At 66.4% G+C, this 26793-nt stretch carries 30 protein-coding genes; 10 read left to right on the top strand and 20 right to left on the bottom strand.

Features of this window, described 5'->3' with window-relative positions; translation table 11 throughout:
* Nucleotides 1-46: 46 nt before the first annotated feature.
* From AB0L58_RS13660 to AB0L58_RS13615, 10 genes are all read right to left on the bottom strand, one after another.
* Nucleotides 47-1435: a three-helix bundle dimerization domain-containing protein gene (locus AB0L58_RS13660; RefSeq protein WP_364386172.1), complete on the bottom strand. Its 1389-nt coding sequence runs from the start codon at nt 1433-1435 to the stop codon at nt 47-49.
* A gap of 708 nt (nt 1436-2143) precedes the next feature.
* On the bottom strand, nt 2144-3562 hold the full coding sequence (locus AB0L58_RS13655; RefSeq protein ID WP_364386170.1) for a S8 family serine peptidase: 1419 nt from the start codon (nt 3560-3562) through the stop codon (nt 2144-2146).
* Nucleotides 3563-3622: 60 nt separating this feature from the next.
* Complete coding sequence (locus AB0L58_RS13650; protein ID WP_364386168.1) at nt 3623-4210, bottom strand: DUF308 domain-containing protein; 588 nt, start codon at nt 4208-4210, stop codon at nt 3623-3625.
* Nucleotides 4211-4373: 163 nt separating this feature from the next.
* Nucleotides 4374-4712 (bottom strand): hypothetical protein, encoded by a 339-nt coding sequence (locus AB0L58_RS13645; RefSeq protein ID WP_364386166.1) that lies wholly within the window; start codon nt 4710-4712, stop codon nt 4374-4376.
* The gene (locus AB0L58_RS13640; RefSeq protein ID WP_364386164.1) at nt 4709-5539 is read right to left on the bottom strand and encodes a hypothetical protein; all 831 of its coding nucleotides are present in this window, start codon (nt 5537-5539) and stop codon (nt 4709-4711) included. Before AB0L58_RS13640 ends, AB0L58_RS13645 begins: the two co-directional genes overlap by 4 nt.
* 108 nt (nt 5540-5647) lie before the next feature.
* The gene (locus tag AB0L58_RS13635) at nt 5648-5845 is read right to left on the bottom strand and encodes a hypothetical protein (RefSeq protein ID WP_364386162.1); all 198 of its coding nucleotides are present in this window, start codon (nt 5843-5845) and stop codon (nt 5648-5650) included.
* Between the two features lie 23 nt (nt 5846-5868).
* Nucleotides 5869-6174, bottom strand: coding sequence for a hypothetical protein (locus tag AB0L58_RS13630; RefSeq protein WP_364386160.1), 306 nt, complete (start codon nt 6172-6174; stop codon nt 5869-5871).
* Nucleotides 6175-6266: 92 nt separating this feature from the next.
* Nucleotides 6267-7412 (bottom strand): DUF6596 domain-containing protein, encoded by a 1146-nt coding sequence (locus AB0L58_RS13625; protein ID WP_364386158.1) that lies wholly within the window; start codon nt 7410-7412, stop codon nt 6267-6269.
* Nucleotides 7409-7816, bottom strand: coding sequence for a YciI family protein (locus AB0L58_RS13620; RefSeq protein ID WP_364386671.1), 408 nt, complete (start codon nt 7814-7816; stop codon nt 7409-7411). Before AB0L58_RS13620 ends, AB0L58_RS13625 begins: the two co-directional genes overlap by 4 nt.
* Nucleotides 7817-7983: 167 nt before the next feature.
* The gene (locus AB0L58_RS13615; protein WP_364386156.1) at nt 7984-8934 is read right to left on the bottom strand and encodes a hypothetical protein; all 951 of its coding nucleotides are present in this window, start codon (nt 8932-8934) and stop codon (nt 7984-7986) included.
* A gap of 505 nt (nt 8935-9439) precedes the next feature.
* Here AB0L58_RS13615 and AB0L58_RS13610 point away from each other — a divergent pair.
* Together AB0L58_RS13610 and AB0L58_RS13605 are read left to right on the top strand one after the other, a co-directional pair.
* Nucleotides 9440-9844: a TnsA-like heteromeric transposase endonuclease subunit gene (locus AB0L58_RS13610; RefSeq protein ID WP_364386154.1), complete on the top strand. Its 405-nt coding sequence runs from the start codon at nt 9440-9442 to the stop codon at nt 9842-9844.
* A gap of 32 nt (nt 9845-9876) precedes the next feature.
* On the top strand, nt 9877-10098 hold the full coding sequence (locus tag AB0L58_RS13605) for a hypothetical protein (protein ID WP_364386152.1): 222 nt from the start codon (nt 9877-9879) through the stop codon (nt 10096-10098).
* On the opposite strand, the gene AB0L58_RS13600 is transcribed toward AB0L58_RS13605, so the two are convergent.
* Nucleotides 10095-10268 carry a hypothetical protein gene (locus tag AB0L58_RS13600; protein WP_364386150.1) on the bottom strand — a complete coding sequence of 58 codons (174 nt, stop codon included), beginning with the start codon at nt 10266-10268 and terminating at the stop codon, nt 10095-10097. The genes AB0L58_RS13605 and AB0L58_RS13600 overlap by 4 nt on opposite strands.
* A 31-nt stretch (nt 10269-10299) precedes the next feature.
* Nucleotides 10300-11202 carry a LysR family transcriptional regulator gene (locus AB0L58_RS13595; protein ID WP_364386148.1) on the bottom strand — a complete coding sequence of 301 codons (903 nt, stop codon included), beginning with the start codon at nt 11200-11202 and terminating at the stop codon, nt 10300-10302.
* 431 nt (nt 11203-11633) lie between these two features.
* On the opposite strand from AB0L58_RS13595, the gene AB0L58_RS13590 reads away from it, so the two are divergent.
* Nucleotides 11634-11945 carry an EthD family reductase gene (locus AB0L58_RS13590; RefSeq protein ID WP_364386146.1) on the top strand — a complete coding sequence of 104 codons (312 nt, stop codon included), beginning with the start codon at nt 11634-11636 and terminating at the stop codon, nt 11943-11945.
* Here the strand turns inward: AB0L58_RS13590 and AB0L58_RS13585 are convergent.
* Nucleotides 11911-12519 (bottom strand): SMI1/KNR4 family protein, encoded by a 609-nt coding sequence (locus AB0L58_RS13585; RefSeq protein WP_364386144.1) that lies wholly within the window; start codon nt 12517-12519, stop codon nt 11911-11913. The genes AB0L58_RS13590 and AB0L58_RS13585 overlap by 35 nt on opposite strands.
* A gap of 368 nt (nt 12520-12887) precedes the next feature.
* Here AB0L58_RS13585 and AB0L58_RS13580 point away from each other — a divergent pair, with 368 nt between their 5' ends.
* The 3 genes from AB0L58_RS13580 to rox all read left to right on the top strand — a co-directional run bounded on the left by AB0L58_RS13580 (nt 12888) and on the right by rox (nt 17387).
* Complete coding sequence (locus tag AB0L58_RS13580; RefSeq protein WP_364386141.1) at nt 12888-14402, top strand: carboxylesterase family protein; 1515 nt, start codon at nt 12888-12890, stop codon at nt 14400-14402.
* Nucleotides 14403-14560: 158 nt separating this feature from the next.
* Complete coding sequence (locus AB0L58_RS13575) at nt 14561-15295, top strand: hypothetical protein (protein ID WP_364386139.1); 735 nt, start codon at nt 14561-14563, stop codon at nt 15293-15295.
* A 664-nt stretch (nt 15296-15959) separates the two neighbouring features.
* Nucleotides 15960-17387 carry a rifampin monooxygenase gene (gene rox, locus AB0L58_RS13570; protein WP_364386137.1) on the top strand — a complete coding sequence of 476 codons (1428 nt, stop codon included), beginning with the start codon at nt 15960-15962 and terminating at the stop codon, nt 17385-17387.
* Nucleotides 17388-17477: 90 nt separating this feature from the next.
* Here rox and AB0L58_RS13565 read toward each other — a convergent pair whose 3' ends face one another.
* Together AB0L58_RS13565 and sigJ are read right to left on the bottom strand one after the other, a co-directional pair.
* Nucleotides 17478-18665, bottom strand: coding sequence for an FAD-dependent oxidoreductase (locus AB0L58_RS13565; protein WP_364386135.1), 1188 nt, complete (start codon nt 18663-18665; stop codon nt 17478-17480).
* 82 nt (nt 18666-18747) lie between these two features.
* Nucleotides 18748-19692, bottom strand: coding sequence for an RNA polymerase sigma factor SigJ (gene sigJ / locus AB0L58_RS13560; RefSeq protein WP_364386133.1), 945 nt, complete (start codon nt 19690-19692; stop codon nt 18748-18750).
* 112 nt (nt 19693-19804) lie between these two features.
* Between sigJ and AB0L58_RS13555 the strand changes: the two genes are divergently transcribed.
* The 3 genes from AB0L58_RS13555 to AB0L58_RS13545 all read left to right on the top strand — a co-directional run bounded on the left by AB0L58_RS13555 (nt 19805) and on the right by AB0L58_RS13545 (nt 22563).
* On the top strand, nt 19805-20452 hold the full coding sequence (locus tag AB0L58_RS13555) for an ATP-binding cassette domain-containing protein (RefSeq protein ID WP_364386131.1): 648 nt from the start codon (nt 19805-19807) through the stop codon (nt 20450-20452).
* Nucleotides 20449-21225 (top strand): iron export ABC transporter permease subunit FetB, encoded by a 777-nt coding sequence (gene fetB / locus AB0L58_RS13550; RefSeq protein WP_364386129.1) that lies wholly within the window; start codon nt 20449-20451, stop codon nt 21223-21225. Before AB0L58_RS13555 ends, fetB begins: the two co-directional genes overlap by 4 nt.
* A gap of 117 nt (nt 21226-21342) precedes the next feature.
* Nucleotides 21343-22563, top strand: coding sequence for a site-specific integrase (locus AB0L58_RS13545; protein ID WP_364386127.1), 1221 nt, complete (start codon nt 21343-21345; stop codon nt 22561-22563).
* Nucleotides 22564-22689: 126 nt separating this feature from the next.
* Here the strand turns inward: AB0L58_RS13545 and AB0L58_RS13540 are convergent, their stop codons facing one another.
* From AB0L58_RS13540 to AB0L58_RS13520, 5 genes are all read right to left on the bottom strand, one after another.
* Nucleotides 22690-23316: a helix-turn-helix domain-containing protein gene (locus AB0L58_RS13540; RefSeq protein ID WP_364386125.1), complete on the bottom strand. Its 627-nt coding sequence runs from the start codon at nt 23314-23316 to the stop codon at nt 22690-22692.
* A gap of 35 nt (nt 23317-23351) precedes the next feature.
* Entirely contained in the window at nt 23352-23651 is a 300-nt protein-coding gene (locus tag AB0L58_RS13535) for a cytochrome C oxidase subunit IV family protein (RefSeq protein ID WP_364386123.1), read from the bottom strand.
* Between the two features lie 4 nt (nt 23652-23655).
* A complete protein-coding gene (locus AB0L58_RS13530; protein WP_364386669.1) occupies nt 23656-24177 on the bottom strand; it encodes a cytochrome c oxidase subunit 3 in 522 nt (173 codons plus the stop codon).
* Between the two features lie 89 nt (nt 24178-24266).
* Nucleotides 24267-25112 carry a hypothetical protein gene (locus tag AB0L58_RS13525; RefSeq protein WP_364386121.1) on the bottom strand — a complete coding sequence of 282 codons (846 nt, stop codon included), beginning with the start codon at nt 25110-25112 and terminating at the stop codon, nt 24267-24269.
* Complete coding sequence (locus tag AB0L58_RS13520; protein ID WP_364386119.1) at nt 25109-25864, bottom strand: hypothetical protein; 756 nt, start codon at nt 25862-25864, stop codon at nt 25109-25111. The genes AB0L58_RS13525 and AB0L58_RS13520 overlap by 4 nt, the downstream gene beginning before the upstream one ends.
* Nucleotides 25865-26240: 376 nt before the next feature.
* On the opposite strand from AB0L58_RS13520, the gene AB0L58_RS13515 reads away from it, so the two are divergent.
* Entirely contained in the window at nt 26241-26792 is a 552-nt protein-coding gene (locus AB0L58_RS13515) for a DUF402 domain-containing protein (RefSeq protein ID WP_364386117.1), read from the top strand.
* Nucleotide 26793: the final 1 nt, after the last annotated feature.

Below are 26793 nucleotides of genomic sequence, written 5' to 3'. Positions count from 1 at the left end.
GCCGCGCCGGCTTGCGGAGCGACGACCCGGTACTTCGGCTGCCGCGTCAGTTGTAGGACTTGGTGACGCTGTCGATGAGGTGTTCGAGGGTGTCGATGGTGGGGGTGTCGATCACGTCGATCACATCCCCGGCCACCGAAACGTGGTTATCAGCGGTGACCTTGGCGAATTGGCTGGGGTCGCTGGTGCGGAAGCCGTGTTCGGCGGCCAGGCGCTGCAGGTCCGGGTCGGTGGCCAGCAGGCGGCCGATGCGGTCGCCGGGCGCGGTGAGCGGCACGAGAGTGTGCTGGGAGACCACGGTGGGGGACGGATAGGCCAGCACCATGCCGGGTTTGATCTGGCCGTGCACGGTCGCCTCGACGAACTGTGCCTCGTAGATCCAAACCATGGGCGTCGGGCCCATACCGGCGGCGAGGTATTCGCGGAACGGGCCGTCGGTGGAGTTCTCGGTGTAGCCCTGGCGCACGAACAGCCGCGACACGGTGGGCAGCACCGCCTGCTCGGCGGCCGGGCCCTGCACGATGGTGTTGTCATTGGCGACGTGGCTGGCGATGGCCAGGTACATGGCGGCGGAGTTGGAGGTCCGCGGGTCCGTGGTGGAGACCAGGATGTTCTTGTGCACCGGGTAGACGGTGTTGTCGCGGAGTTTGTCCCACTCGACATCGGTGCGCACGAGTTCGAGGTAGCGGGCCATATCGAAGGTCGGGACCGGACCGGGACGCAGCACCCCCGCCGCGGTCAGCAGGTCGGCGATGGGCTGGAAAGTCGCGATCGCCATGGGTGAGGAGAACGGCGTGTACTTCGTGCTGATATTGCGCGCCCGCTGAATCCGTTCCGCCGCAGGCGCACTCGACGGAAATGCGAAGTCGTACTTCCCGAGATCGATCGAGGTCGCGATCTGCCGCGATCCGGCCGGATCGACCTCCGCCTCGACACCCTTGCGGGCCAAGGCTTCCACGACGCGCGGGTCTTCGAAGAAGGCCATCTTCTCCGAGCCGACCACCCCGTGCACCGCAGTCAGCGGTGGCGTCGTACCGGCCGGGGCGGACCGGTCGGGCTGTCGCACCGCGAAGGCGATTACCAGTGCGAGGACGACGACGACAGCCGCTGCCGCGAGTGCCATGAGCCGCTTGTCGGCAACGAATTTACCGCCGGCGGCGCCGATTCCACCCGTCGTCCGCATCGGATCGGGGCTATGAGTCGGGTCCGCTTGCGCGGCAACGCTTTCCGGCTCGCCCGCCTTTGTCGCCGCCTCCAGTTCTCTGCGCGCGATCCGTTCGATAAGAATCGGAACGAATTCTCGGACCGGATGGCCTTCGAACCGCTGCCGTGCCGTGCCCACCACAGTTTCGACCTGATCGGCCGGATAGTTGTCGACCAGGCGGTCGGTCAAGCGCTGAATTGCCTGCTCTTCGCGGACAGTAACGACACCCACCACAGTCTCCTCGGCGTCACATAGATCTCCGGTCGCGACGGCACCAACACCCCTGCCCGCGCCGCCGAACCCTACCGAAATTCTCGGTCGGTACCGCACCGGTGCAACCCCCCATCGCTGGCGGGCGAACCGCATTTCGACTGTGCCGGTCGGCATCTACAGTTGATCACTACACATTGCCTATGCCCAGGTCAGCCCGTTCAACTACAGTCGGGCCAGCCATCTCGCCGATGATCGACTCTGCCCTCGAACCGCCACCGAACGCGCCGCAATTGGCACCGAAAGTTCAACGCGCCATTCACCTTTCGCCACCTGACGTTGTCCGCGGGTTTCCACTCACCCCGCGTGCGGCCCGCCAACCACCGGTTCGCGTCGACATCAACCTTCGCGTACCCCACCAATGCCCAGCTTCGCGTGCCAGGCCGTGCGCATACCATCGGGGATAGCGCACGCCGTGCCCTGCGCCGCGTCTGTATGCGCGAGGTTCGGAAGGTATGCGGCAGATCAGTCGGTCGGCCCGCGGCCGGGGCGGGCCGACCGAACTCGCGAGCGATTCGACCTGGGCGCGATGGCTCCAGGCCGGGGCCTGTCGGGCAGGTGCTAATTCGGCGCCACCAGGTGTCACGAACGTGTCATATGAGGCGGATGCCGAGGAATCATACCGGGCGGCGCAGCAACCCTTTTCGCTACTCCGGCGTATGCGCGGGTCTACGGTGTGATCATGGCCTGGATGTCGGGCAGGTTGCCGATCCGCTGGGTCGCTGGTCGACCCGGCGCATCGACTTGGGGGGAACCGGTTGCGCGCAGTCGCGCCCGTACCTCGGCTGGTGTTTTGCGGCCGCCTGCCGCCGCGGCCAAACCCTGGTAGCTGGCGACGGAGCCGACAACGATCGGGGATGCGCTGGAGGTGCCGCTGAAAGTGTCGGTGTACCAGTAGTCTTCGTCGGCGCCGCCCTGCAGGTCACCGTATCCGGTGGTGGTGACTTCGAGGCCCCAGCCCTGTGCGTCGATGCGGGATCCATAGTTGGAGAACGCGAGCCGGGAGCGTGCGGGTCCGTGGTCGCGACCGTGGAATCCGGGCGGCGGTGCGCCCGCGCCGACCAGGATGGCGCCGGAGTCGACCGCGCCGCCGCGGAACGGGTTGCGCCAGGATGCCGGAAAGTCGGCGGGGCGGGTGTCGTACAGGGCGCTGTCGAGGTCTTCGGAACCGTTGCCTGCCGCACCGACCACGATGACACCGCGGCCGATCGCATAGCGGATGGCCGCGCAGTCATCGGGCCACCATTCGATGGCGATGTATCCGGCCTGGTCGTCTCGGTTCTGGAAGTTGTAGCGCGGTCCGGGCCGATGCAGTTCGAGCAGGATGATGTCGCCCGCGTCCAGTGCGTCGGCGGCAGTGCGGATGGCGGCCGCGGAGCCCGACCCGAATACCGAGACCGCGCGGATGGCGGCATCGGCGGCAATGCCGGTGATACCGAAGGTGTTCACGTCACCGCTGATCTCCCCGGCCACCGCGGTACCGTGATTGCGCCAGCCCGCATCCGTCGACGCCGCGCCGCCGATCACGCCACCCTGGTTCGCGAGCAGGTCCTCGTGGGTGAACCGCCACGCGCCCTCGACATCCACAATGCGCACGCCCGCACCGCGACCGCCGGGTCGGTTCCAGGCCCAGCGAGCGTTCACACCTTGTGGTGCGGCTTCCAGATAACCTTGCCGGGCTTCGAAATTCGGTGTCACGGGCGGTGCATCCACCAACTGACGGGCCGCGATTTCGGCCAGCACGACCGACGGCGCGATCGGCGGTTCCGCGGGCGGTTTGACATAGGCCGCCTCGACCGCGTCGTCGGCACGCAGTCGGTCCGCGACCGCTTCGAGTTCATCTCGCACTCCGCGTACGGCGAAGTAGTTCAGATATTCCGCGCCGACCTGCTCCTGAGCTGTGCCCGCGATCCGCTCCGGCAGTCGATTCGGCGGCCCGAAGATGCGCACCGGCGCACCGCCTTCCGGCAGCAGCTCGACCAGACGCGATTGCGCCGCGAGACTTTCGCGCACGGCAGTCGGATCGATACCCGCCAGGGCACCGTGGGTGACGACGATCAGTTCCGAACCACTATCGGTGCGTGCCATGACCGACAGTTAACCCGCCCCATGATCATCGCGCCAGCGCGAACTCCGATGTGCGCCAGTTCAGTTCGGTGCCGCCGGAATGTGCGCGATCCGCGCGACCTCGCCGCGCCCGCGCGCGACAGTGAGGATCTCCAGCACGCCGATCACGATCGCGCAGCCGCCGGCCGCTATGCCGAGGCCGTCCAGCGAATCGAACGGCAGGGTGATCATGATGAATCCAACCATCATGGTCAGCAGCCCGAATATCTCCTGCCAGCCACCTTCGGGCAACTCGTCGGCCCAGACCGCCACGGTCGCCTGCACGATCCCGCGCACAGTCCAGCCGAGGCCGGTCCACACCGCGAGCAGCAGTATCGAATTCGCGCTGTGGAACGCCATGACGGCCAAGGCCACCGAAACGACGCCGCCGAAGAATACGAACATCCGCAGCGCCATCCCGAACCGGGCGCCCATCGCGATGATCAGCTGAATCGCACCGCTCAACAGTAGATAGAGGCCGAATAACAACTCCGCCAGCCGCTCGGTCTTGTCCGGCCACACGGCTATCAGCACTCCGAGAACCACGGAGCCGACACCTGCGACCAATACCGCCAGCCGCGCCCCGTCGGCAAGCGAACCCCCACGACCCGCACTCTCGTTTTCGGGCATAGCTACATAGTATGGCCGGAGGATGCGAATAACCGAATGTTTGCTTCGGGGGGTCTCGATTTTTTTGTGTCGACTGGGCGTGTCGCGCTGGATCGCGGTACTGCACCAGCGCCGCGACACCGCAGGCGAGCACTGTCCCGGCCATCAGCGTCCGTGGCACGCGTCAGGCAAGCAGGCTCTCGTGCAACGGGTCTCGCATCGGCAGCCGGCCCGCGACGATCACCGCGAACCCCTTGCCCAGCGCCGCCTCGACGGCCGCCGGGCCCAACGGTTCCCGCTCGACGACCCGAATGCCGATGCCGAGCAGCGCACGGCCGAACCCTACGAGTGCCACGCCGATCGCGGCGCCGAAGGCCACCGTCGGCACGTCGACGGTTTCCACGCGGATGTCGTTCCGGCGCACCGCGACCACGCGATCGCGCCAAACCTCCGGTTCGACAGGTGATCCGGGGGTCGCTCCGGTGAGGATCGTGCAGGACCACCGCCGCTCGGATGCGGTCATGCACCGATCGCCAGGACCATGCCGCGGACGGTGGAACCATTGTCGGTCTGCCAGGGTGCCGTTACTCGGGTGCCACCGGTCGCATCGAAAGCCGCTGCGGCGGAGCGCTGGTCTTCGGCATGTGTCGAGTTCGAGGGCGTCTTTGGTGCTTGACCAGCGCGCGGTCGGCTGCCCGCTGCGGATTTCTGACCCGCCGTACCGGAGTCCGGTGCGGCAACGGACGCCTCGGAGTGCGGGCTGCCTGATGCCGGTCCAAGTGGTGCCGCAGTCGAGTTCGGTGCAGTTGGCTCGGGATACAGGACCCGTTCGACCCGAACGCTGCGACCACCGCTCACCGCGATATCGGTATGGGTTGGTGTATCAAGGGCCGAGCGGAATTCCGTTGCAGCGGAGAGGGCCTCGCCGACCGAGACGACCACGGAGAGATCCGGGGTATCACTCGCGCTCTGCGCTTGGGGCTGTGCCTGCCCGGCCAGCAGCGCGATGATCTGAGCGACCGCTACCGGATCCCAGGTCGCGTCGTAGATCCAGCGTTGTCCGAGCACGCCGTGTATCGAGGTGCCGACGAGCGCGTCTTCGCGGCCGTCGAGAGGTGCGCCGCGGTAGGTCAGTGGGACGTGGTAGGTGATCGGTTCCGGTCCGGCACTGTCGTTCACCAACACGAATTCGATGCCGACCGCACCCGCCGGATCGTCGAGTCGGAAGCCACCTGCCCTGCTCAGCTCCGGCGCACGTCCGTTGTCTCGATACCACGGCCGGGTCGGCAACCAGGCGGTGAGCAGTTCGAGCTTGCCGGGCGACATGGTCGTGCGATGAATAACAGCCATGGGGCACTCTATCTTTCGACGAAGGGCGGAGACTTCACGCGACCTCGAGTTCGGGCGCGCGCGACGACGCCCGCCAGCGCTCGACCGCGATCCGTACCGCGCCGACGGTCACCGTGCGCCCCAGCCGATGCGCACCGCCTGCGGCAGCCAGAAATGCGGCAGGTACAGCACCATCGCCAGGGCCAGCGGGACTCCGCTCCAACGCCGCAATGTCCCCGACCGCCAGATGGCGACAGCGGCAAGGATCGCGGCGACGGCGATGAGGGCGAGGCCGATGGCGAAGACGGTCGCCGCGATCGGACTCATCCGAAAGTCCGCACCGATTCGGGTCAGGGTGGCGTCGCCGTCGGCAACGGTTCGTGACCGATGGCCCCGAGCCCGTACACCTCCGCGCCGTAGTACGAGATCGACAGTGCCGAACCGAGGTAGCCAGGGGTGGCGGCGATGTAGGCGAGCCGCTGGGTTCTGCTGTTCACCAAGTGATTTCGCAGCGCGGCCCAGCCGAGCGGAACGAAGATGAGGCCGATGATCACACAGACGTGACCCACCGCCCAGCCGGTCGAGGCCCAGGACGCGGCGCCATCGAGGGTGTCCTCGGCGGTGCGCGCGGCCAGCACGACCGGCGGTTCCGACACCCAGTGGTCCGGGCTCACTCGTCCGGCGGGTTCGGACCACCAAGCGTTCGGGGCGGTCCGGACAACTGGGATGTTCGGGGCGGATATCGCACTCACGGACGCAGCAGTCGCCGCACCCGCGCCGCCTCTCGCGTCAGGTGGTCGCGCTCCGGCACGCTGGTAGCGGCGCGGGCGGCCTCGGCATACAGTTCGGCGGCACGCTCGAGGTCGCCGGCGCGCTCGCGCAGGTAGGCCGTCACCGCCGGGTAACGGGGCAGGTCGGGGTTCACCTCGGCCAGCGCCGCCAGACCTGCCCACGGTCCGTCGGCCTCCCCGACCGCCACTGCCCGGTTGAGCCGGACCACCGGGCTGTCGGTGAGACGCAGCAGTTCGTCGTACCACTCCACGATCTGCACCCAGTCCGTCTCGGGGGTGCTCCTGGCGTCGGCATGCAGGGCGGCGATCGCGGCCTGTGCCTGGTATTCACCCAGCCGATCGCGGGTCAGCGCGGCCTGCAGAATCGTCACTCCTTCGCTGATCAGGCCGGTATCCCAGTGCGATCGATCCTGTTCAGCAAGCGGCACGAGGCGACCGCCCGGACCGGTGCGAGACGCGCGACGTGCATGGTGCAGCAGCATCAGCGCGAGCAGCCCCGCGACCTCGGGCTCATCGGTCAACGCGACGAGCTGGCGGGTGAGCCGGATCGCCTCGGCCGCGAGGTCGAGGTCGCCGCCGTACCCCTCGTTGAACACTAGGTAGAGCACCCGTAGCACGGTTTCGAGATCACCGGGCCGGTCGAGCGGCAGCCCCGCGATCCGCCGCTTCGCCCGGCTGATCCGCTGTGCCATGGTCGCCTCGGGGACGAGGTATGCCGTCGCGATCTGGCGCGTGGTCAGGCCACCGACCGCGCGCAGTGTCAGGGCGACGGACGAGGCCGGGGACAGGCTGGGGTGCGCGCACAGGAAGTAGAGCCGCAGCGTGTCGTCCGTGGCGGGCGCGGGACCGGCGGGGGGCTCTGCCTCCACGGCGATCTCCCGCCCCCGTCGCGATGCCTCGGCGCGGGCGGCATCGAGGAACCTGCGCCACGCGACCGCGACGAGCCATGCCTTCGGATCGCGGGGTGGCTCGTCCGGCCAGGTTTCCAGTGCGCGGATCAGGGCCTCCTGCACGGCATCCTCGGCCGATACGAAGTCGGCTCCGCGCCGGACGAGGATGCCGATCACCGCGGGCACGAGCTCGCGCAGCAGCGCCTCGTTCATTCGGTGACCGTGGGCGACTCGGTGAGAAACGGTCGAACCTCGAGCCACTCGTGGATCGGCTCGCCGCCGGCACCGGGAGCGGCCGACAACTCCCCGGCCAACTGGACCGCGCGATCCCAGGACGCCACATCGATGATCATCCAGCCGGCGATGAGGTCCTTGGTCTCGGCGAACGGACCATCGGTCACCGGTGGGCGCCCCTGACCGTCATACCGTACGAAAGCACCTCCTGGCGCCAGCGCTTGGCTGTCGACGAACTCTCCCGTCACCTCCAACCGGGCTGCGAAGTCACGCATGAATTGCACGTGCGCGTCGACCTCCGCCGGTGTCCACTGGTCCATCGGCACATCGTTGGCCGAAGCCGGGGCACCTCGGTAGTGCTTCAGCAGCAGGTATTTCATGATGGTCCTCCTTCGTCACGCTGCCGGTCAGGGAGCCGACCCCCCATTTTCGACACCCACCGCATCGCGCGCTCGGTCTCGTGACTTCGACCGGGCACCCCGTCTGTTAACCGGGCACCCTCTGCAAAGGGTGCCCGGTTCGAACAAGGGGTGCTCGCTGACTGCGCACACTAGCCGGGAGCGCCGTTGGGTGCAGATTCGGCTCGGCTGGGGCGGGATTCGGCGACCAGCTGGTCGAGCTGGCGTTCGGCGCGTTCGGCGCGTGCCAAGGTTTGGGCGCGGGCTTCGTCGAGTGTGGCCAGGCGTTCGGTGGCTTCGCGCCGCGTCTGCTCTAGTGCGGCCGTCGATTCGGCGCGTACGGCTGCGAGGTCCGCGCTCGCGGCGCGACGCACCTCGACGAGTTCGGCGCGGGTGCGATCCAGTTCCTCTCGCAGGCGGTTCAATTCCTCGCGCGCCTCTGCGACGGCCTGATTGCGTTCGGCCACGGCCTGTTCGGCGCGTTCGATGGCGCGTTCGGCATCGGCGGCGCGCTGTAGCGCCAGATCGCGTTCCGCACCGGCCGCGGTGATCTGCTGGGCGGATTCGCGCCGGATCTGTTCGATTTCCGTCGCCGCCTTCCGACGTGCCGAATCCACGTCCTCGGTGGCCTGCTGCCGGGCGCGTTCCACATCGTCGGTGGCTTCGCGGCGGATGGTGCGGATCTCGGCGTCGGCCTCGCTGCGCGCCGCGAACACGTCGTCGGCGGCCTGTTTGGTCACCCGCTCGACCTCGCGCAGCGCATCCGATCGCGCCGATTCCGCCTCGGCGACCAGCGATTCCGCATGTTCGGCGGCGCCGGCCGCATCGTCGGCGGCTGATTCCGCGGCCGCGCGCGCCTCCTCTGCCTGACGTCGCGCCTGGTCCGCGGCGACCGTGGCGACCTCCGCCTCCGCGATGCGTCGTGCCGCATCCGCCTGCACGGCCTGCACCTGCGCCTCGGCGATTGCCGGATCGGCCAGCGTGGACAACTCGGCCACCGCCGCATTGAGCGTGTTCCCCAATTGATCCGCCAGTCCACGGAATTGCGTGAGCAGCTCATCCGCGCGCAACCGAGCCACCGTCACCGGTCCCTGTTGCGTCACAGTGACAGCAGTCTCCGGTGCCTGCGACTCCTGTTGCTGCCGTTGCCGTTCCCGCCAAGCGCGCCACCGGGTGTGCTCCGGATGATCACAGTATTCCGAGGGCCGTCCCGGCCCACCCCCGCGCGTAATCGGTCGGACACATCCGGGGTAGTTGCAAACGTTGGACACCAGAGAATCGTAGCGTTGGTTTCGTGAAATCAAACGTATTCACACGAAACGAAATATACGTCACCCCAACATCTCCAACTCACGAACCCGCACATCTGACCTCCGATAAGTGAACATTATCGGCGGTCACGCTCTTCTGAGTCGCAGCAAACCATCTGCGGGAGTTTTGTTTTCGTTTGGTTTGCACATACGCAACGAATCATCAACGTAACCGGCGAAAAACCGGGTACCCGGACCAAATCCTGGACGAGGGTGATGTCTCACCTAAAGTGGCGGATTCTCAACCAATCTGGCGAAAGCGTGGCGAGTTCTCATCCAATGTGGCGAGGATGGGTGCGTGCGGGAGGCCGATGAGGGGTTGACCGAAGACGTCGGGCAGTTCAATGCGACGTACGTGACGGCTGCTGGTGTCGAGCGTCGGGTTCCCTTGGTATCGCTTCCGGAGGTTCTTCCCGAGCTGCGTCGGCCTGTGCGGACGTTTCCTTCCTATCGAGGTCAGCGCAGTTTTCCGGGATGGTATTGGTCCGCGACGCAAGGGCAGCGCATCGGGTTCGAATCATGGGTCGAGCGAGACCACTTGGTGGCATTGGGCTTCGATCCGACAGTGGTCGGCATCGTGTCTCTGCCCTTCTGGTTGTCGTGGCTGGACGAGAACCGCAAACCGCGCCGACATGCCCCGGACTTCCTGGTTCAGCTCAGCACGGCGGCGTACTGGTTCTCGATTCGAGGCCGTTCGAGTTGATCCGCGACCGCGACAGGATTGCCTTCACTGCGATGAGCAGGGCATGTCGGTTTGTGGAGTGGCGGTACGCGGTGTGCGATCGGATCGATCCGGTGACCGCGGCCAATCATCGCTGGTTATCGGGATACCGGCATCCGCGTTGTTTCGCCGAGCACGTCGCCGATCGATTGGTGGCCGCCTTCGATAGCCCCTGTCCGTTGATGGACGGTGCCGAGATCGCCGGTGACCCGCTGGAGACGTTGCCGGTGCTCTAGATCTCGGGCTGGGCGAGGACGTCGTCGCGGTGTACGACTCGGACCCGCCCCGGGGCCATCATCGGATGCTGATCCGCCGGCGTAGCGAGGTCGTGTCCGACATTCAGCAAGACCGCCGTCGTCGTCATCACCGCGAAGTCCGCCGGGCGCAAGGTCTTCGGCCTCGCCACCAGACGTCTGTCTCGCTTGAGCTCTTGCGCGTCAGTCCGGCAGCCAGTGCAGCTCGTGTGCCAGGGTTTTGGCGACGGCACGGATGCGGTGGTGTAGTGGTGACTGCTCGCGTGGGAGGACCAGGTGGATCGTCAGGCTGGGTGCGCCCCGCAGTGGTCGCCAGGTGAGACCGGCCGGTTGTGTCGTGACCGCGGCTTCTCCGGCCGGGGCGAGGGTGAGCCCGTCGTGGAGGTCGTGCTGAGACATGTCGAAAGAGACTGGGGGCGTGTGGAATCGGGGGTGTGGTCGGGTGTCGCGGAACAGTGCGGACAGCTGGTCGTGGATCACGGGGTTGGCCGTACGGTCGGGGAGTCGCAGCGGATACGCGGCCGCGTCGGCGATCTCGATCTCCGGGTGTTCGGCCAGCGGATGATGCTGTGCCAGTTGGACCCCTATGCGCTGACGCCGCAGCAGGAACCGGCGCACGCCACGACCGGGTTGTTCACCGCGGGTGATCCCGGCATCGATGCGGCCGTCGGCGACCGCGGGGGAGATCTCCGGTGTCGTCATCGGGACCGCGCCGACCTCGAGTCCCGGGCTGTTGCGAATGAGTCTGTCCACCAGGGCCGGTGCTGTCTCGGCGCCGGTGCTGAGGCTGTATCCGATGCGCAGCGTGCCCAGTTCACCGGCCCCCGCGCTGCGGGCGGTGTCCCATGCCCGGTCCAGCGCCGCCAGCGCGGGCGGCGCGGACTCCGCCAAAGTCGTACCGGCCGTGGTCAATACGACGCTGCGCGTGTTGCGGACCAGCAGGCTCGTACCGAGTTCGGCCTCCAATCGGCGCATCCGGGCGCTGAGTGCGGGCTGTGCGATACCGATCCGTGCGGCCGCGCGGGTGAAGTTCAACTCCTGCGCCAGCACCAGGAAGTACCGCAGGCTCACCGTATCCGGCGCCACGTGCCCTCCCTGTCGATTGATAACGATCCGTTCTGAGTCTATCCCGTCCCGGTCTTTCCCTCGACCACATATCAAGCCCTAACCTGCGCATATGACGATTCAACCGACCGCAGTACTGGACATCACACTCACGCACACCGCCGATTTCGAGTCCACCCTTACGGCTCTCGCGAAGGCGGCGGCCACCGAGCCCGGTGTGCTCGACTATGGACTCTGGCGCGACCCGACCCACCCGGACCCTCCCCGATGTCGTAGCCTTCGTCGGCGACCTCCCGCTGTGGCTGGCCACCGACTCCCACGCGCTCCTCGAAACCACCTCCGTCCTCACCAAAATCACGATGCTCCGCACCTGGCGAGGTCGGCGGCAGTTCTTAGCAGGAGCTCCCAGGTCACCCGGAGTGTCACGGTCTCGTCTCTGGACGGAGGTCGTCATGCATAGGTTGTTGGTCCTATATTCCAAGCCCGCCGACCCTGACCACTTCCGCGACTACTACGTGAACAACCACCTTCCACTGGTCATGAATTGGCCCGGCCTGCTTGCGTGGCGCTACAGCTTCGACGTGGCGGCGACCAAGGGAGAAGCGCCGTATTTCGCGGTCTTCGAAGGCGACTTCGCTGACGCCGCCGCCATGGCCGCGGCGCGGGCGTCGCCGCAAGGCCAGCGGGTGGCCGCCGATGTCGCCAACTACGCCACCGGCGGTGTGGTCGTCATCGACTATCCGGTGCAGGACGGCACCGGCTGAGGCAGGACGGTACGTTCCGGGACGCGTTCGGTCGGCCGTTGCGGCCAGGTCCGGCTATCGGCGGAACGCCGTTCGCGGTTGCCGGTTCGTTGAGTGTCAAAGGTGGGCCGATGTCCTGGCCGGATGTCACGGTGGTTGATGCGTGCGTGCGGCGCGACGGCCGGGGCGGCAGCCCCACGGCCGTCACCGACGACGACCCGGCGGCGACGGACGCGGACCGGCGCGCGGCCGGCACCTCGCACGCGGCGTTCCTCGGCCCGGGGCGGACGCCGGACCGTGGCTGGCCCACCCGATCGCCGTTGCGGAATGGCTCATCCGCCGGAACGAAATACTCGCCCACCAGGAATGCCTCAGTCTCCTGCCACCGCTTCGAGACACCGAGTTCGGACACGGGATAAAGGAACCACGAACCCAAGCCCTCGATGCCGCTGCCGATCGACATCAGCTCCCGATACTGGGCATCGAAGCGGACCCCGAGGCGCGCTTCAGCCGCAGCCAACTCGGCTTCCGACGCTGGAGCGCCCAGCGTCGCCCCGATCGCCACCGCCTGATCCACAAAATCGCGAATCGTCATAAAGCGGACGCTATCCGCAGAAACCGCCACTCAGGTTGAGAGGCCCCCACGGGCGGCCGCCCTATCGCACATGGCGGACCGCAGGTCAGACGCTCGCGCTCCGCCAGCTCGTCTGAGAACTGACAACGAGCGTCAGCTCTCACGCGTCGGGTCGGACTCCCGTGTGATCCACCAGAAAACGTGGGGTATACCGACAGCGGTGTGAAGACCGGACCGGGTGCTGAATACTGTTGAGAGACAATGGGATCAAAGACCAATCGGGCAAACTGACGAGTTCGCGGCCACCGGTGCGGTTGAACGGCGGGCGGTCGGTGACGAGATTGATAGGCCAGGCAGCATACGAGCTTCTGAAGGAAGTGAGTGCCCGAGTGAATATCGGACCTGAGATCCGTACGGCTGCCGGAGTTGTACGTGGCCGGTGGGAGAAGGCCGTCGCGGTCTTCCGCGGTATCCCCTACGCCGAGCCACCCGTCGGCGCATACCGTTTCGGCGCGCCCGTTCCGGTCCAGCGGTGGGATGGCATTCGTGACGCGCTGAAGTTCGGCCCACCGGTTCCCCAAGTGGCCCATACGGGTGCGGTGATGTCGACCGCATCCGGCAGCGCCGCTGACGGTTCCGCCGACTGTTTGACGCTCAATGTCTGGTCACCCGCTCTCGGCACCGCGGGGCTACCGGTGATGGTGTGGATTCATGGGGGCGGCTACCAGGAGGGTGGCTCCGCCAATCCGCACGCCGACGGGGCAACGCTTGCCGGATCGGGTGTGGTGGTGGTCAGTCTGAATTATCGCGTCGGTGTGGAGGGTTTCGCCCACATCATCGGCGCCCCGGCCAACCGCGGCATCCTCGACCAGGCCACCGCCCTGCAGTGGGTTCAGGACAACATCACCGCCTTCGGCGGGGACCCGGGCAAGGTCACCGTCTTCGGCCAGTCCGCCGGCGCGGGATGTATCGCCGCGCTGCTCACCATGCCGACAGCCGCCGGGCTGTTCCACCGCGCCATCCCACAGAGTGTGCCGGGCACCTTCTTCACCCCGCAGCTCGCTGCCGCGATCTCCGGGGCGATCGCGGCCGAAGTCGGTGCGCGAGCCACCGTCGAGGAGCTGGCCGGCATCGCCCCACGCGCGCTGATCGACGCCAAGGACACGATCCTGCAAAAGATGCCCGAGTTCGTCGAAACCTGGAGGCCTATGGCATTGACGCCGTCACCGTTCTCACCTGTCGTCGACGGTACCGTCCTACCCGAGGCGCCGTGGCAGGCGCTCGCCGCTGGTGCCGCACGGGACATCGACCTGCTCGTAGGACATACCCAGGACGAATACCGGCTGTTCAACACCCGGTTCGGCACCGAGATGACGCACGAACAGGTGAACACCACCCTCGAGTGGCTCGCACCCGGCGCCGACGCCAGCCACGGCTACCGCACCATGTACCCCCAGGCCACTCCCGCCCAGCTGTACGAACTCGTCCACGCCGACTGGTTGTTCCGCATGCCAAGCCTGCATCTTGCCGACGCTCAGCATGCGGGCGGCGGACCCGCCTGGCTCTATGAACTGTGCTGGAGTTTCAACCACGAGCAGGGCGCTTCGCACAGCCTCGACTTCCTGCTCGTATTCGGCACTCTCGGCATCGACGACGTACGCGCCCACCGGTCCGCCCACCCGAGCGCCGCGAACGAGATCACCTACGTCTCCGACCGCATGCGCACCGGCTGGGTGGACTTTGCGACCACAGGAAATCCGGGATGGGCACCCTACGATCCACACACCCGAGCCACCCGCGTTTACAGCGCCGCCCCAACCACCCAGCCCTACCCCGAGGAACGCTCGCGCCGCATCTGGTCTTCGCACCAGTTCGACACCCTGGACCTGCCGCATACCGAATAACGGACGTCGTGCCAATCCGCACCGCCCGGAACACCGATCATGTCCACAAGGCCACAACGTGATCCAGTCCAGACAGCCGAACAACACATCATTCAAGAACTGACAACGCGCGTGGCCAGCGCACTCGCAACCAGAGCGGCCGAACATGGAGACAACCAATGGGCTACCGACGGCTTGTCACCCAGGACCTGCTGGTCTGGTCGATCGTGTCGCTGGCAGGGAAGTCGCCGATCGCCATGGCTCCGTTGGCTCTGGTCTTTCTGGTCCGGTCGCAAGGGTATGCACTCGGAGCAACGTTGCCCGCCGCCTATGTCCTCGGTGAGGTAACGGGCGCGGCCGGTGCGGGAATGTGGTTGCGCCAGTACGGGATTCGCCCGCATCTGGCCATCGGAGCAGCTGGTTTCGCCGGGCTGGCACTGGGCCGAGTGGCGGCCGCACCGCTACAGATCGCCTTCGCCATTGCAAGTGCCCTCGGCGCATTCTGTTACGGATTGCGTCCCTGGCCGGGAACGGTACGGCGCCAAGGGCTGGTCTTGCTGATCGCGATGGCGGGTTGTGTCGGATCGGTAGTGGTCATGCCGGGTGTCGGCATCGCGATCGCTCTGACCGCGGCCGGGCTGCTGCAGTCCCGTGTCATGATTGCCCGCAATATCGCACTGTGCGAGCACCTTCCAGCCGATCTGGCAGCCGCAGGCTATTCGGTGATGTACGCGGCAGGAGCTATCGGTTACAGCCTGGCCGCGACCGTCGCGGCGGTGGCCCTGCCCGACACCAGTGGGCGTACCGCCGTTCTCGGCGGCGTCACGATCACGCTGGCCTTGACCGCCATCCGCTGGCTGGCGGAGCGATCTCCCAGTTCCGGCGGACTCGGCTTCGCGCCTTCGGGCTCGTAGAACACATCCCCCGGGCCGAGCACGGATTCCGGTCGGCCGTCGATCTGATAGATCACCGAGCCAGCCGTTGTGGACGTGCAACCCGCCGGAATAGTCGGGCGCGATGGTGATGCGCCGGATCTCGACCCGGTGTGTGAGAAGCGGCGCGGGCAGCGGCTGGTCGAGATGGGTGTGTGCGGCCAGAAGTGCGGGGATGCGATCGCCTGGTCGAAGGGTTCGCTGGTGCCGTCCGCGCGGGCGCGGAGATATCCGCCCTGCAGGGTGGCGACGATCGCAGACGGTGGTTGCCACGGTTTGCGACACACCTCAACTGGCCACCCACAAACTCGATGTGTCGAAGCGATTGCGAATGTCGTGACGGCGCAGAACAACCGATGACCAGCGTTGGTGCGGCTGCACGAGGAGGGTTGCTCATCCTCAGCGGACGAAGTAAACGGAGGCATGGAGGCTACTCACTCCTTACCTACTCAACATATAACGCACCCGGGGTCTTGCGGCAAGACCCCGGGTGTGCTGCAGAATCTCCAAGCCGAAGCCGCTACCTGCGGAAACGAGTTCTGCCCGAAGCGTGTGGCTTCGCGACGTACCGGTCCAGCCGGTCGTGGAACCACCGACGACGCGCAGCGGCCGACCCAAGTGCAATCTTGTCGAGTGAGGGGTTTTCGTGATTGATGTGATCGTGGCTGGTGGCGGACCGACCGGCGTGATGCTGGCCAGCGAGTTGCGGCTGCGCGGAGTGCACGCGCTCGTGCTCGAGAAGGCGGCGGAGCCGACCAAGGTTGTCCGCGCACTCGGCTTGCACGTGCGCAGCATCGAAGTGATGGACCAGCGCGGTCTGCTGGAACGCTTCCTCGCGGCCGGCGAGCGGCATGAGGTCGGTGGTTTCTTCGCCGGTATCCGCAAGCCGTCGCCGGGCCGGATGGACACCGCACACTGGTATGTCCTCGGCATTCCGCAAACCGTCACCGAGCGCCTGCTGACCGAGCACGCCACCGAACTCGGCGTCGAGATCCGGCGCGGCTGCGAAGTGGTCGGGCTGAGCCAGGACGACGACGGGGTCAGTGTCGAAATGGCCGACGGCACGCGGTTGCGTTCGCGTTACGTCGTCGGCTGCGACGGCGGCCGCAGTACGGTGCGCAAGCTGCTCGGCATCGGTTTTCCAGGCGAACCCACCTCGGTCGACACACTGTTGGGCGAGGTGGAGCTGACCGCGTCGGCGGAGGAGCTGACCGCCGTGATGACCGAAGTCCGCAAGACTCAGCACCGGTTCGGCGCCATGCCTGTCGGGGACGGTGTATTCCGCGTCGTCGCGCCCGCCGACGGGGTGGCCGAGGACCGCACGGTCGCGCCGACCCTGGACGAGCTCAAACAGCAACTGCTGGCGACCGCGGGCACCGACTTCGGCGTGCACTCACCGCGCTGGCTGTCCCGCTTCGGCGATGCCACCCGGCAGGCCGAGCGCTACCGGATCGGCCGCGTGCTGCTGGCCGGCGACGCGGCGCATATCCACCCGCCGATCGGCGGACAGGGCCTCAACCTCGGCATTCAAGACGCATTCAATCTCGGCTGGAAACTGGCCGCCGCGATCGACGGCTGGGCTCCGAAAGGGCTGCTGGACAGCTACGAGACCGAACGGCACCCAGTGGCCGCCGACGTGCTGAACAACACCCGCGCGCAGATGGAGCTGATATCCCTCGCCCCCGGCCCGCAGGCAGTGCGCCGATTGGTGGCGGAACTGATGGACTTCGAGAACGTGAACCGCTACCTGATCGAGAAGGTCACCGCGATCAGCGTTCGCTACGACTTCGGCGAAGGCCACGAACTGCTCGGCCGACGGCTGCGGGACGTGGCGTTGCAGCGGGGACGCCTCTACGAGCTGATGCGCGGCGGCCGCGGACTACTTCTCGACCAGACCGGCCTGCTTTCGGTGGCGGATTGGGCGGATCGGGTCGACCACGTCGTCGACGTGAGCGCGGAACTGGACGTGCCCGCGGTGCTGCTGCGGCCGGATGGCCATGTGGCCTGGGTCGGTGACGATCAGCGGGATCTGGTCGAGCACCTGCCGACATGGTTCGGGGATGCCATGCGCTGAAGCTCTGCCGCAACAACATTCAGCTGCTCCGCGCAACAAGCCACCGGTCGGCGGACCGGTGGCTCGAGCTCGGACGACGCCGCGGCCCCGTCACCGGGTGACGAACCGGGGCTCCAGATCGCCGGTGGCCACGAGGTGGCGGCGACGGCTGGGCATCAGCATGGTCGGGTGGGAGATGCTCCAGGCCGTGCTCGCGCAGATGAGCTCCTTGATGCGAGCGCCGGCCCAGCCCGTGATCACGGTCGAGGTGGGCTGATCGTCCGGAGTCACCTTCTGGACGATGCCATCGCGACGGCCGAGGCTGATGCACTGGGTGGCATAGCCGATCGGGGTCTCGGGAACCTTGCGACCGGTCAAGCGCGCGGCAAGGGCGTCGGCACCCAGCCACGCCATCGGCGTTGCCGTGGCGCACCCCATCCGCAGCGGTTTCCCGCCGACTCCTTCGGCGTACGCCGCGTCGCCGACGGCGTACACATCCGGATGCGAGACCGAGCGCAGGGTGCCGTCGACGACGATCCGCCCGGTATCGGACACCGTCAAGGTCGTGGCCGCCGCGATCGGGTGCACGGTGAAACCGGCGGTCCACACCGTCATTTCGGCCGGGAGCTCCCCCGCCGCGGTGAGCGCGCCGTGCGCTTCGACGCGTGTGATGTCGGCGTGTTCGTGGACCGCGATGCCGAGCCGGTCGAAGGCGCCGCGCAGATGGCGCTGGGCCTTTTCGTCGAGCCAGTCGCCCACGCCGCCGCGGGCGGCGATGGCGACCTCGAGGTCACGGCGGGTCTCGGCGATCTCGGTGGCCACTTCGATGCTGGTCAGACCGCCGCCGACGATCAGCACCCGCGCACCCGGCGCCAACTCGTGCAAGCGCGCCCGCAAACGCAGCGCGGCCTGCTTCCCGGCGACGTGGTAGGCGTACTCGGAGACACCGGGGATGCCGTAGTCGGCGATGGTGCTACCGAGGGCATACACGAGGTTGTCGTAGCCGAGGGTTTCCGCGCCGTGTTCGCCGATGAGATCAACGGTCTTGCGGTCCACATCGACGCCGGTGACCCGCGCCGTCCGGACCTGCACGCCGGTGCCCGCGTACACCTCGCGCAGCGGCCGGACGGGCAGATCCTGCCCGCTGGCGAGCTGGTGCATACGCACCCGTTCGACGAATTCCGGGTCGGCATTGACCAGGGTGATCTCGACGTCGTCGCGGTGCAGCCGCTTGGCGAGGCGTCCGGCGGTAATGGCTCCGGCGTATCCGGCTCCGAGGACGACGATGCGGTGCTTCATGGTCTGACTCCTGTCTCGGTGGGGTTCGCTTCCTGAACCGGACAGCGGCACGAATACTGACAGGAGTGGACTGTGATGTGAGTCACCAGGATTCGATGAGGGGTGCTCCGTGTCCGTAGGTCGCCCACCGGCGGGTGGCACGTTCGAGCTTTTCCGGGTTGGCCTGGCCGTGGATGGCCGCGATGCCGTCGGAGGTCATCTCGAGGCACACGATGCCGACCACCCGATCACCGACCACCATCACCAGCGCGGGCCCACCGTTGGCGACCGCCGCGAACATGGCGGGGCTGCCACCCAGCATGTTCCGTTTCGTGTCGGTCGGCTTGACGGCCAGACTCAGGAACCGCGCCACGCGCAGCGCACCGATGAGCGGCCTGCTGAGGGTCCGGATGAAGGCACCGCCGTCGCCGATGCTGATGGCGTCGTCGGTCAGCAGGCTGATCAGCGTCTCGGTCCGGCCGCTGACCGCCGCGGCGAGGAACTCCTCGACAATCTTGCGGGCGGCGACCTCGTCGACCTCCACCCGAGCCCGGTCGACGGCCAGATGCTGCTTGGCGCGCCGATAGATCTGCTGGCAGTTCGACTCGGTGATATCGAGCATTTCGGCAATCTCGTTGTGCGCGTATCCGAATGCCGAGCGCAGCACATACACCACGCGTTCCTTGGCCGAGAGCCGCTCCATCAGGGTGAGCATCGCGATCGACACCGATTCCCGCTGCTCGACGGTGTCGGCCGGGCCGAGCATCCGGTCCCCGGCGAATACGGGTTCAGGCAACCACTGGCCCACATACGTCTCGCGCCTGGCTCGCGCCGAGGTGAGCTGGTTGAGGCACAGATTGGTGAGCGCCTTGGTCAGCCACGCCACGGGCGTCTCGACATAGTCCCGGTCGGCCGCCTGCCAGCGCAGAAATACATCCTGCACCGCGTCCTCGGCATCAGCGGCCGACCCGAGCAGTCGGTAGGCGATCGCCTCCAAACGGCCCCTGGTGCTCTCGAACAGATCGGCTTCGTGGGTACTGAGCGACATCGCCCCATGGTCGACTATGGGCGATGGCCGCGTCCACTCGCCCGGTTCGACATCGGCCCGCGGTTTCCGGCCCGGCCAGGCCGCACTGCCACGGATAGGGAATGGTGGGACGGTGCCCAACATCAGTCTGGATCGGGTCAGCGCGAGCCACGCGCAAACGCCGATACTCACCGATACCTCCGTGACGTTTCGAGCAGGTCGATGCGCTGCGGTGATCGGGCCGAGCGGCACGGGCAAGACCACACTGCTGCGGCTGCTCAACCGGCTCGACGAACCGAGTGGCGGCACGATCCTGCTCGATGACATCCCGATAACCCGGTTCCCCGCGCCGGAGCTACGCCGCCGGGTCGGACTGGTACCACAGCGACCGACGCTGCTCACCGATATCGTCGCCGACGAGATCCGCGTCGGCCGTGCCGATCTCACCGCCGAACGCATCGATACACTGCTCGCCCGAGTCGGTTTGCCGCCGGAGTTCCGTGCTCGGCGCTGTCTGGAACTGTCCGGTGGTCAGGCGCAGCGGGTGTGTCTGGCGCGCGCGCTGGCCGTCGAACCCGAGGTTCTGTTGCTCGACGAACCGACCTCCGCACTCGACGCCGAATCCGCCGCCGCGGTGGCAACTCTCATTCGCGACCACACCGCCAACGGCGGCGTCGTCCTGGTCAGCCACGACACCGCCTTCGTGACCGAGGTGGCCGACGACATCTGGACACTGCAGCACGGACACCTTTCGCCCAGCGATGAACGGAAAACCCAGTGACAGAACAGCTTTCCGTCCCCAGCTGGCCGGGTGCAGCGACCTCGCTGGTGCTCGTCGCGCTCGCCGCCGCGATCGCCTACCGGCAGCGGCTGCATCTGACCCGCGAGCTGCTCATCGCCGCCGCCCGTGCCGCCGCCCAATTGGTAACGGTCGGCGCTATTCTGCTGATCCTGTTCCGGCACACCGGATTACCGGGCGCACTCGCCTGGGTTGTCCTGATGGTTCTGGTCGCCGGGCAGGTGGCGGGCCGACGCGGAAAGGGTGTGCCGCGGGCGCGGCGAGCCGCGACCATCGGGGTCGGCACCGGCTCGGCCATTACGCTGGGCGCACTCATCCTGTTCCAGGTGATCTCCACCCAGGCCCGCGTGGTCGTTCCGGTCGGCGGCATGATCGTCTCCGGGGCCATGCAGGCCACCGGTATCGCCCTGCGCCGACTGCACGAGGACGCCCGCACTGCTCGTCCCGCCATCGAAGCCCGCCTGTGTCTGGGTCTTTCGGCGCGCGAGGCCTTTCTGCCGCACCGCAGATCCGCGCTGCGCACCGCGCTGATTCCGACGATCGACGCGACGAAGGTCGTCGGGCTGATCAGCCTGCCCGGCGCCATGACCGGACTCATCCTCGCCGGTGTCGATCCGCTCACTGCCATTCGCTACCAGATCGTGGTCATGTACATGTTGCTCGCGGCCACCGCGCTTGCCGCGCTCACCGCGGCACGGGTCGCCGAGTCCTATCTGTTCGACGATGCCCAGCGGCTGGTACCCCTGCCCGACTGAGGCCTGTCGCGGCCACACCGGATTGGCCGAGTTGTCGCGGCCGCTCGGAAAGGCCCGGAGAGCGCATAGTCTTGGTCGTCGGAGGTCAGGGGCGATCCGGGTGGATGGGAGCGAGCGGTGGGCGATGTGGTGGGCGATGTGGTGGTCGCGATGCCGGAGTCGGTGCGCACGCAGTTGCGCCGTGGCGTGCGCAGTGTGCTGGTCGATACCGTGGCGCTGCGGTTGGTGCGGGAGCGGTTCGATGATGAGCAGGCCGGGGCGTTGCGGCGGTATCTGGAGGCGTCGCAGTCGGCGAATACGTTGCGGGCGTACCGAACCGATTGGATCGCGTGGGCCGGATGGTGCACGGCGGAGGGACGGCAGGCGCTGCCCGCGGATCCGCTCGATGTCGCGGTCTACCTGGCTGCCGCGGCGGATGCGTTGCGTCGCAGTGATGATGGCTCGCAGCGGTGGGCGTTCAGTGCGGCCACGCTCGAACGCAAGTCGGCGGCCATCGCGGCGGTGCACGCCGCCAACGGATTACCGTCACCGACGCGTTCGGATGTCGTTCGCCTGACCTTGCGCGGTATCCGCCGGACCCGTCGCACCCAGCCGAAACGCAAACGTCCGGTGCTGTTGCATACCCTCGAACAACTGCTCGCGGGGCTGCCGGAGCCGGGTTGGCCGACCGAGCCCGCGCGACGCCGCGACGCACTGGCGTTGCTCGTCGGATTCGCGGGGGCATTACGCCGCAGCGAACTCGCCGGATTGCGGATCGCCGATGTGCGGGTCGACATCGACCACGGCACCGGTGAACCGCTACTGCTCGTTCAACTTCCGACCACCAAAACCGACCCCACCGGTATCGCGGAACAACGCGTCGCACTCCCCCGCGGCCAGCGCCCGCACACCTGCCCGGTGTGCGCCTTCGCCGACTGGATCCAGCTACTCGAAGTGCATCGCGTGCACGGCGATGTACGTGCCTGGCTGGCCGAGGCGTCGTCGCCGTCGCCGGAGATCCACCGCTGCCACGGCTACCGTGGTACAGCCCTGGCCGAGAACGACACCCTCCCACTGTTTCCCACCATTACCCGCCACGGCGGTATCGGCACCGAGGCCATGTCCGGTCGCGCGATAGCCGAACTCGTGAAACGCTATGCCGCGCGCGCCGGACTCGATCCGGACCTCTTCTCCGGACACTCACTGCGCGCCGGATTCGCCACCCAGGCCGCGCTCGGCGGAGCCAGCGACCGCGAGATCATGCGACAGGGCCGCTGGTCCAACCCCCGCACCGTGCACAACTACATTCGCACCGCCAACCCGTTGGAAGACAATGCCGTCACCAAACTCGGCCTCTAGTCCTGGCCGGATCCTCCGGCGGCGCATACAACCACGGCAGCTACGGAGCCTATGACCGGCTCGCCGCCACGGTACCGACTGAATCACCGAGGCTGTGCGAAGACGGCGACATGGGCACCGAGATATTCAGTCCGCGCCGGTGGTGTTCAGGATTCTGCGCGCGGTTTTCGTGATTTCTGTGCGTAGCGTTTCGGGGTCCATGTCGGCCAGGAGTGGGTGCATGACGGCGACCGCGATGGAGCCGGAGAGCATGACTGTCGTTACGCGGGTGTCGGTGGTGTTGTCGCCTGCCATGACAGTGAACAGGCGGGTCAGGAAGTCCTGGAAGGGTTGGTGTTCGGCGAGCAGCCGGACGATGACGGGGTCGAATTGGAGGGTGCCGACGAGACCGCGGTCGCGGATGGCGAGGTTGATGACGCGCTCGAGGAGTACGTCTCGGGCACGGTCGCTGTCGGGTTCGGCCTCGGCGGCGTCGAGGGTTGGTTCGAGGGCGGCGAGTTCTCGTTCGGTGACGGCGATGACGAGGTCTTCTTTGGCCTTGAACTGATGGTAGACGGCTGCTTTGGTGACCCCGAGCGCGTCGGCGATCATCTGGAACGATGTGCCGCTGACCCCGTGCTGGGCGAACAGTTCCAGGGCGGCATCGAGGGTCCGATGCTGCACGTCGGATCGCTTCCGTTGCAGGCTGCTCGCGGGTGGGACGCCGGTGGACACGCTGTCGAGCGTAGCCGGGTGATCAGTGGTTTCAGTCATCACCTATCCGGATGGGTGACGGGCGGCTGCCTGGTTCATGTGTCGACGAGCCAGGTACCGACGAGGTAGGTCCCGAGCAGGCTCACCGACATGATCACGATCCACAGATCGGTGAGGCGGCGCAAGATGGCGGGTGCGTGTCCGACCTCCATGAATTCTCGGAAGATGATGCGCACCTTGACGATGGCGATGGCAATGGCGGCGACGGTGGCCGCCCTGCTGGCGGTGATGGTTCCACCGTTGTCGGCGGAGTGGGCGATGACGAGGTAGGTCAGCGTCAAGCCCGACAGCAGCAGCCATACCGCGAAAAGTCTGTTGTTGAATACTGTTCGCACCCGGTCACCTCACGATGTAGAGCAGGGAAAAGATGAGGACCCAGAGGAAATCGACCGTGTGCCAGTAGGTGGCTCCGGTCTCGATGAGCTGCTGTGACCGCCGTGCGGGGCTTCGGATTTCGTGGATCACCACGCTCATCACGACGATGCCGATCAGGACGTGGGCGCCGTGGATTCCGGTGAGGAAGAAGTAGTGGCTGAAGAAGTCACTGGTGGTTAGTCCGTTGCCCAACCGAAGTTCGGTGTGCCATTCGACGATCTTCGAAGCCAGGAATACGACTCCGAACGACAGCGTGAGCACGGCGTTGACAAGGGCTGGGCGGTAGCGGCCCGCACGGGCGGATTGGACGCAGCGGGCCACCGACCAGGAGCTGCTCAGGATCACGATGGTGTTGAATATCCCGAAGCGCAGATCCAGCTGCGCCTGGTCGTGCAGGTAGTTGTCTTGGTCGCGGATTCGCGCGATCAGGTAGACGACGAGATAGGCCGTGAATATGAGGGTTTCGAACAGGACGAAGGCCCACATATCCGGTTGACCGGGAAGGTGGCGCGCCGGTTTATCTGTGGTGTGCTGGTCCGTGGACTGTCCGGTAGTGGCGGTGCCGGCAAGGTCGGTCATGCGGGGGTCCTCACCAGTTCGGTCGGTGCTGGGTGTTGCTCGGCTACTGGGTCGGGTAGCGGGCCGGTGCCGAAATCTTCGCGTTCGATCAATTGCTTGAGCAGGGTGATGAAGACAACGGTGTACACACCGAAGACGACCATGTTGATCCAGAATGCGATCGCGCCGTTCCAGGCGAATACACCACGTTTGAAGATCCATGCGGGTGCGACAACAATTTCGGTGAGCGCGTTGCAGAGGTTGAGATAGGCGAACCATTTCGGGAATACACGATTGTTGTCCAGCAGTATCGCGGTCATCCAGATCAGGCTTCCGATCAGGAAGACGCCCATTGTTCCGGTGAACGACAGGAACCCGAGGTCGTAGAGCCAGTACTGCAGTTCGGGATCGCGATCGGGGCGCATGGCGCCCACGGTCAGCACAATGCACATCAGCACCATGCCGGGGATCGCGGCCAGTGCGTACAGCACGAGGTAGGAGTAGGCGAATGCGCGACTGACCGACATGCGGCGCATCGAATAGGCAATGAGCGCGTTCTGCTGTGCGGTCATACCGGTGACGAGCAGGATGAGGCCGAAGCCGATCAGAATGCCCCAGTGGTGGGTGTGGAACCAGCGCACGACCCGGTCGGCGTCCCATCCCGGATGCGGAGGCGGTTGGGTGCGCGAGAGGATGAAGTAGGCGACGGTGTAGAGCTGGTAGAAGATCACCGTCAGCCACCACGCGAACCAGAGTTCACGTTTCGGGTTGCGGCGGCAGTGCCACACGAAACGTGCCAACCGCGAATCCGGAAGCGGCGGAACAGCAAGAGGGGTTCCGGTCGGTGTGGCCGCAGCGCTCATGCCGTCACCTCGTCGGAGACACGCTCATCAGTGACCGGGTGTTCGGCGACTGCCTGTTCGTCGCGCCGCTGATAGACCTTCCGGCCGATGAGCACGCCCATCACCACGATCCAGACCGCGATGGCGATGTTCTTGACCCAGAACGGGAGAAGCCCGTTCCAGGCCATCGGACCGGTGAGCGCCAACCCGGTAAACGTCGCGGGCGCGAGTGCTATGGCGATGACGACATTGAAGTGAGCCACCCAGGTCGAAAAGACCGGGCGGGGTTGATGGTCGGTGTAGATCGCCAATGCCAGCAGCAGGCTCTGCATGATCAGATACGGAACCTGCACCGTGAACGTCACCCACGCGAGATCGTTGAACAGCTGCGTCAGCTCCGCGGGCCGGTCCGGGCGGAACGCCGCCAGCAGCCAGAACAGATTGGCGCACAGGAATATCGCGGGCCCGCCGGCAGCGCATGCCAGCATGCAATAGGAGTAGATCGGTGTCCGGTGCGCCATTCTCCGCATCTGGACCACGAGCAGCATCACCACCGGTATCAGACAGATACCGAACCAGTTGAACATGATCATGCTGTACCGGATGCGCGTGAGATTACCCGGGTCACGATAGAAATCGGCGACCTCTTGTGGCGACATCGTCGGCGACATCGGATGGATGAAACCCGGAAACAGAAAGAACGCCGAAATCCACAGCACCGCCAGCACCGGCAATGACCAGAACAGAATCAACTCACCATCAGTGCGCCGCATCGGCTCACTTCCTCTCGTGAATCGCGGGCATTCCGAGAAATCGGCGGGCCGGAACCAGCACATGATCAATGAATCGGAAGCATGCGACAAATACGCTCCCGGCTTTGCGAGGGCGACGGGAACACGGGTTAAGCGTTGTTAACGGATCTCTCCTCGAAAAATGAGGCTAGACGATCGTCTAGCGACCGTCAATGGGTGATCACCCACCCGCTGCCCGACATGACCGGGTAGCGAGGGCGACTCGACCCACGACAGTCCCCGCCGCGCGAACACCGACCGAATCACCAAGGCCCGCACGGGGCATGCACACGGATCGGCGAACTAGGCTGGCACGGTGACGTCTTTCGCTGTGGGTCGAACGATTATGGTGCGAGACATGATCTTCGGGCGGCCATTCACCGAGTGGCCGCAGCGGGTGGTGGCCGATCGGGGCGACGAGTTGCGGGTGTTGTTGACCCCGGGGACGCAGGGGGTGGGGCCGGAGTTGTGGATCAGGTCCATGCGTGAGGACGATCCGGGGGCGCGGGGCCGGTTACTTGAGGCGTATGCGCGGCGGGAGTGGGAAATGGGGGCATGGGTGTGGCAGCGCACCACTCGGCTGGCGATCATGTATGCCGATCGCTATTTCGCGATTGCCCCGATATGGGATGAGCACGGCGAATTCCTGTGGTGGTACGTCAATTTCCAACTGCCGTTCACACGGACCGCCGACGGCGTCGACACCAGCGATCTGCACTTGGATCTCATCGTCGAACCGGATCTGAGCTATCACTGGAAGGACGAGGACGAATACGCGCTCGCCATTCGGTTGGGGCTGGTGCCCGAACAGTGGCAGCGCGCGATCGAGGCAGCATGCGACGAGGCCTTGGACATGGTCGCACGTCGTGCCGGCCCCTTCGGCGAGGATTGGCACGCGATTCCCCGGTAGC

The sequence above is a fragment of the Nocardia sp. NPDC052112 genome (assembly GCF_040680135.1).
In the GTDB taxonomy this organism is placed as follows: domain Bacteria; phylum Actinomycetota; class Actinomycetes; order Mycobacteriales; family Mycobacteriaceae; genus Nocardia.
The sequence above is the reverse complement of the archived record's forward strand: the minus strand, read 5'-3'. Positions and strand labels throughout refer to the sequence as shown.

What these genes read in the sequence shown, in the direction of transcription:
- AB0L58_RS13650 (WP_364386168.1), bottom strand. Translation starts at nt 4,210, where the DNA reads ATGCCCGAAAACGAGAGTGCGGGTCGTGGGGGTTCGCTTGCCGACGGG.
- AB0L58_RS13565 (WP_364386135.1), bottom strand. Translation starts at nt 18,665, where the DNA reads ATGAAGCACCGCATCGTCGTCCTCGGAGCCGGATACGCCGGAGCCATT.
- AB0L58_RS13590 (WP_364386146.1), top strand. Translation starts at nt 11,634, where the DNA reads ATGCATAGGTTGTTGGTCCTATATTCCAAGCCCGCCGACCCTGACCAC.
- AB0L58_RS13525 (WP_364386121.1), bottom strand. Translation starts at nt 25,112, where the DNA reads ATGAGCGCTGCGGCCACACCGACCGGAACCCCTCTTGCTGTTCCGCCG.
- AB0L58_RS13530 (WP_364386669.1), bottom strand. Translation starts at nt 24,177, where the DNA reads ATGTGGGCCTTCGTCCTGTTCGAAACCCTCATATTCACGGCCTATCTC.
- AB0L58_RS13645 (WP_364386166.1), bottom strand. Translation starts at nt 4,712, where the DNA reads ATGACCGCATCCGAGCGGCGGTGGTCCTGCACGATCCTCACCGGAGCG.
- AB0L58_RS13605 (WP_364386152.1), top strand. Translation starts at nt 9,877, where the DNA reads ATGAGCAGGGCATGTCGGTTTGTGGAGTGGCGGTACGCGGTGTGCGAT.
- AB0L58_RS13655 (WP_364386170.1), bottom strand. Translation starts at nt 3,562, where the DNA reads ATGGCACGCACCGATAGTGGTTCGGAACTGATCGTCGTCACCCACGGT.
- AB0L58_RS13640 (WP_364386164.1), bottom strand. Translation starts at nt 5,539, where the DNA reads ATGGCTGTTATTCATCGCACGACCATGTCGCCCGGCAAGCTCGAACTG.
- AB0L58_RS13635 (WP_364386162.1), bottom strand. Translation starts at nt 5,845, where the DNA reads ATGAGTCCGATCGCGGCGACCGTCTTCGCCATCGGCCTCGCCCTCATC.
- AB0L58_RS13575 (WP_364386139.1), top strand. Translation starts at nt 14,561, where the DNA reads ATGGGCTACCGACGGCTTGTCACCCAGGACCTGCTGGTCTGGTCGATC.
- AB0L58_RS13520 (WP_364386119.1), bottom strand. Translation starts at nt 25,864, where the DNA reads ATGCGGCGCACTGATGGTGAGTTGATTCTGTTCTGGTCATTGCCGGTG.
- AB0L58_RS13625 (WP_364386158.1), bottom strand. Translation starts at nt 7,412, where the DNA reads ATGAACGAGGCGCTGCTGCGCGAGCTCGTGCCCGCGGTGATCGGCATC.
- AB0L58_RS13540 (WP_364386125.1), bottom strand. Translation starts at nt 23,316, where the DNA reads ATGACTGAAACCACTGATCACCCGGCTACGCTCGACAGCGTGTCCACC.
- AB0L58_RS13515 (WP_364386117.1), top strand. Translation starts at nt 26,241, where the DNA reads ATGATCTTCGGGCGGCCATTCACCGAGTGGCCGCAGCGGGTGGTGGCC.
- sigJ (WP_364386133.1), bottom strand. Translation starts at nt 19,692, where the DNA reads ATGTCGCTCAGTACCCACGAAGCCGATCTGTTCGAGAGCACCAGGGGC.
- AB0L58_RS13585 (WP_364386144.1), bottom strand. Translation starts at nt 12,519, where the DNA reads ATGACGATTCGCGATTTTGTGGATCAGGCGGTGGCGATCGGGGCGACG.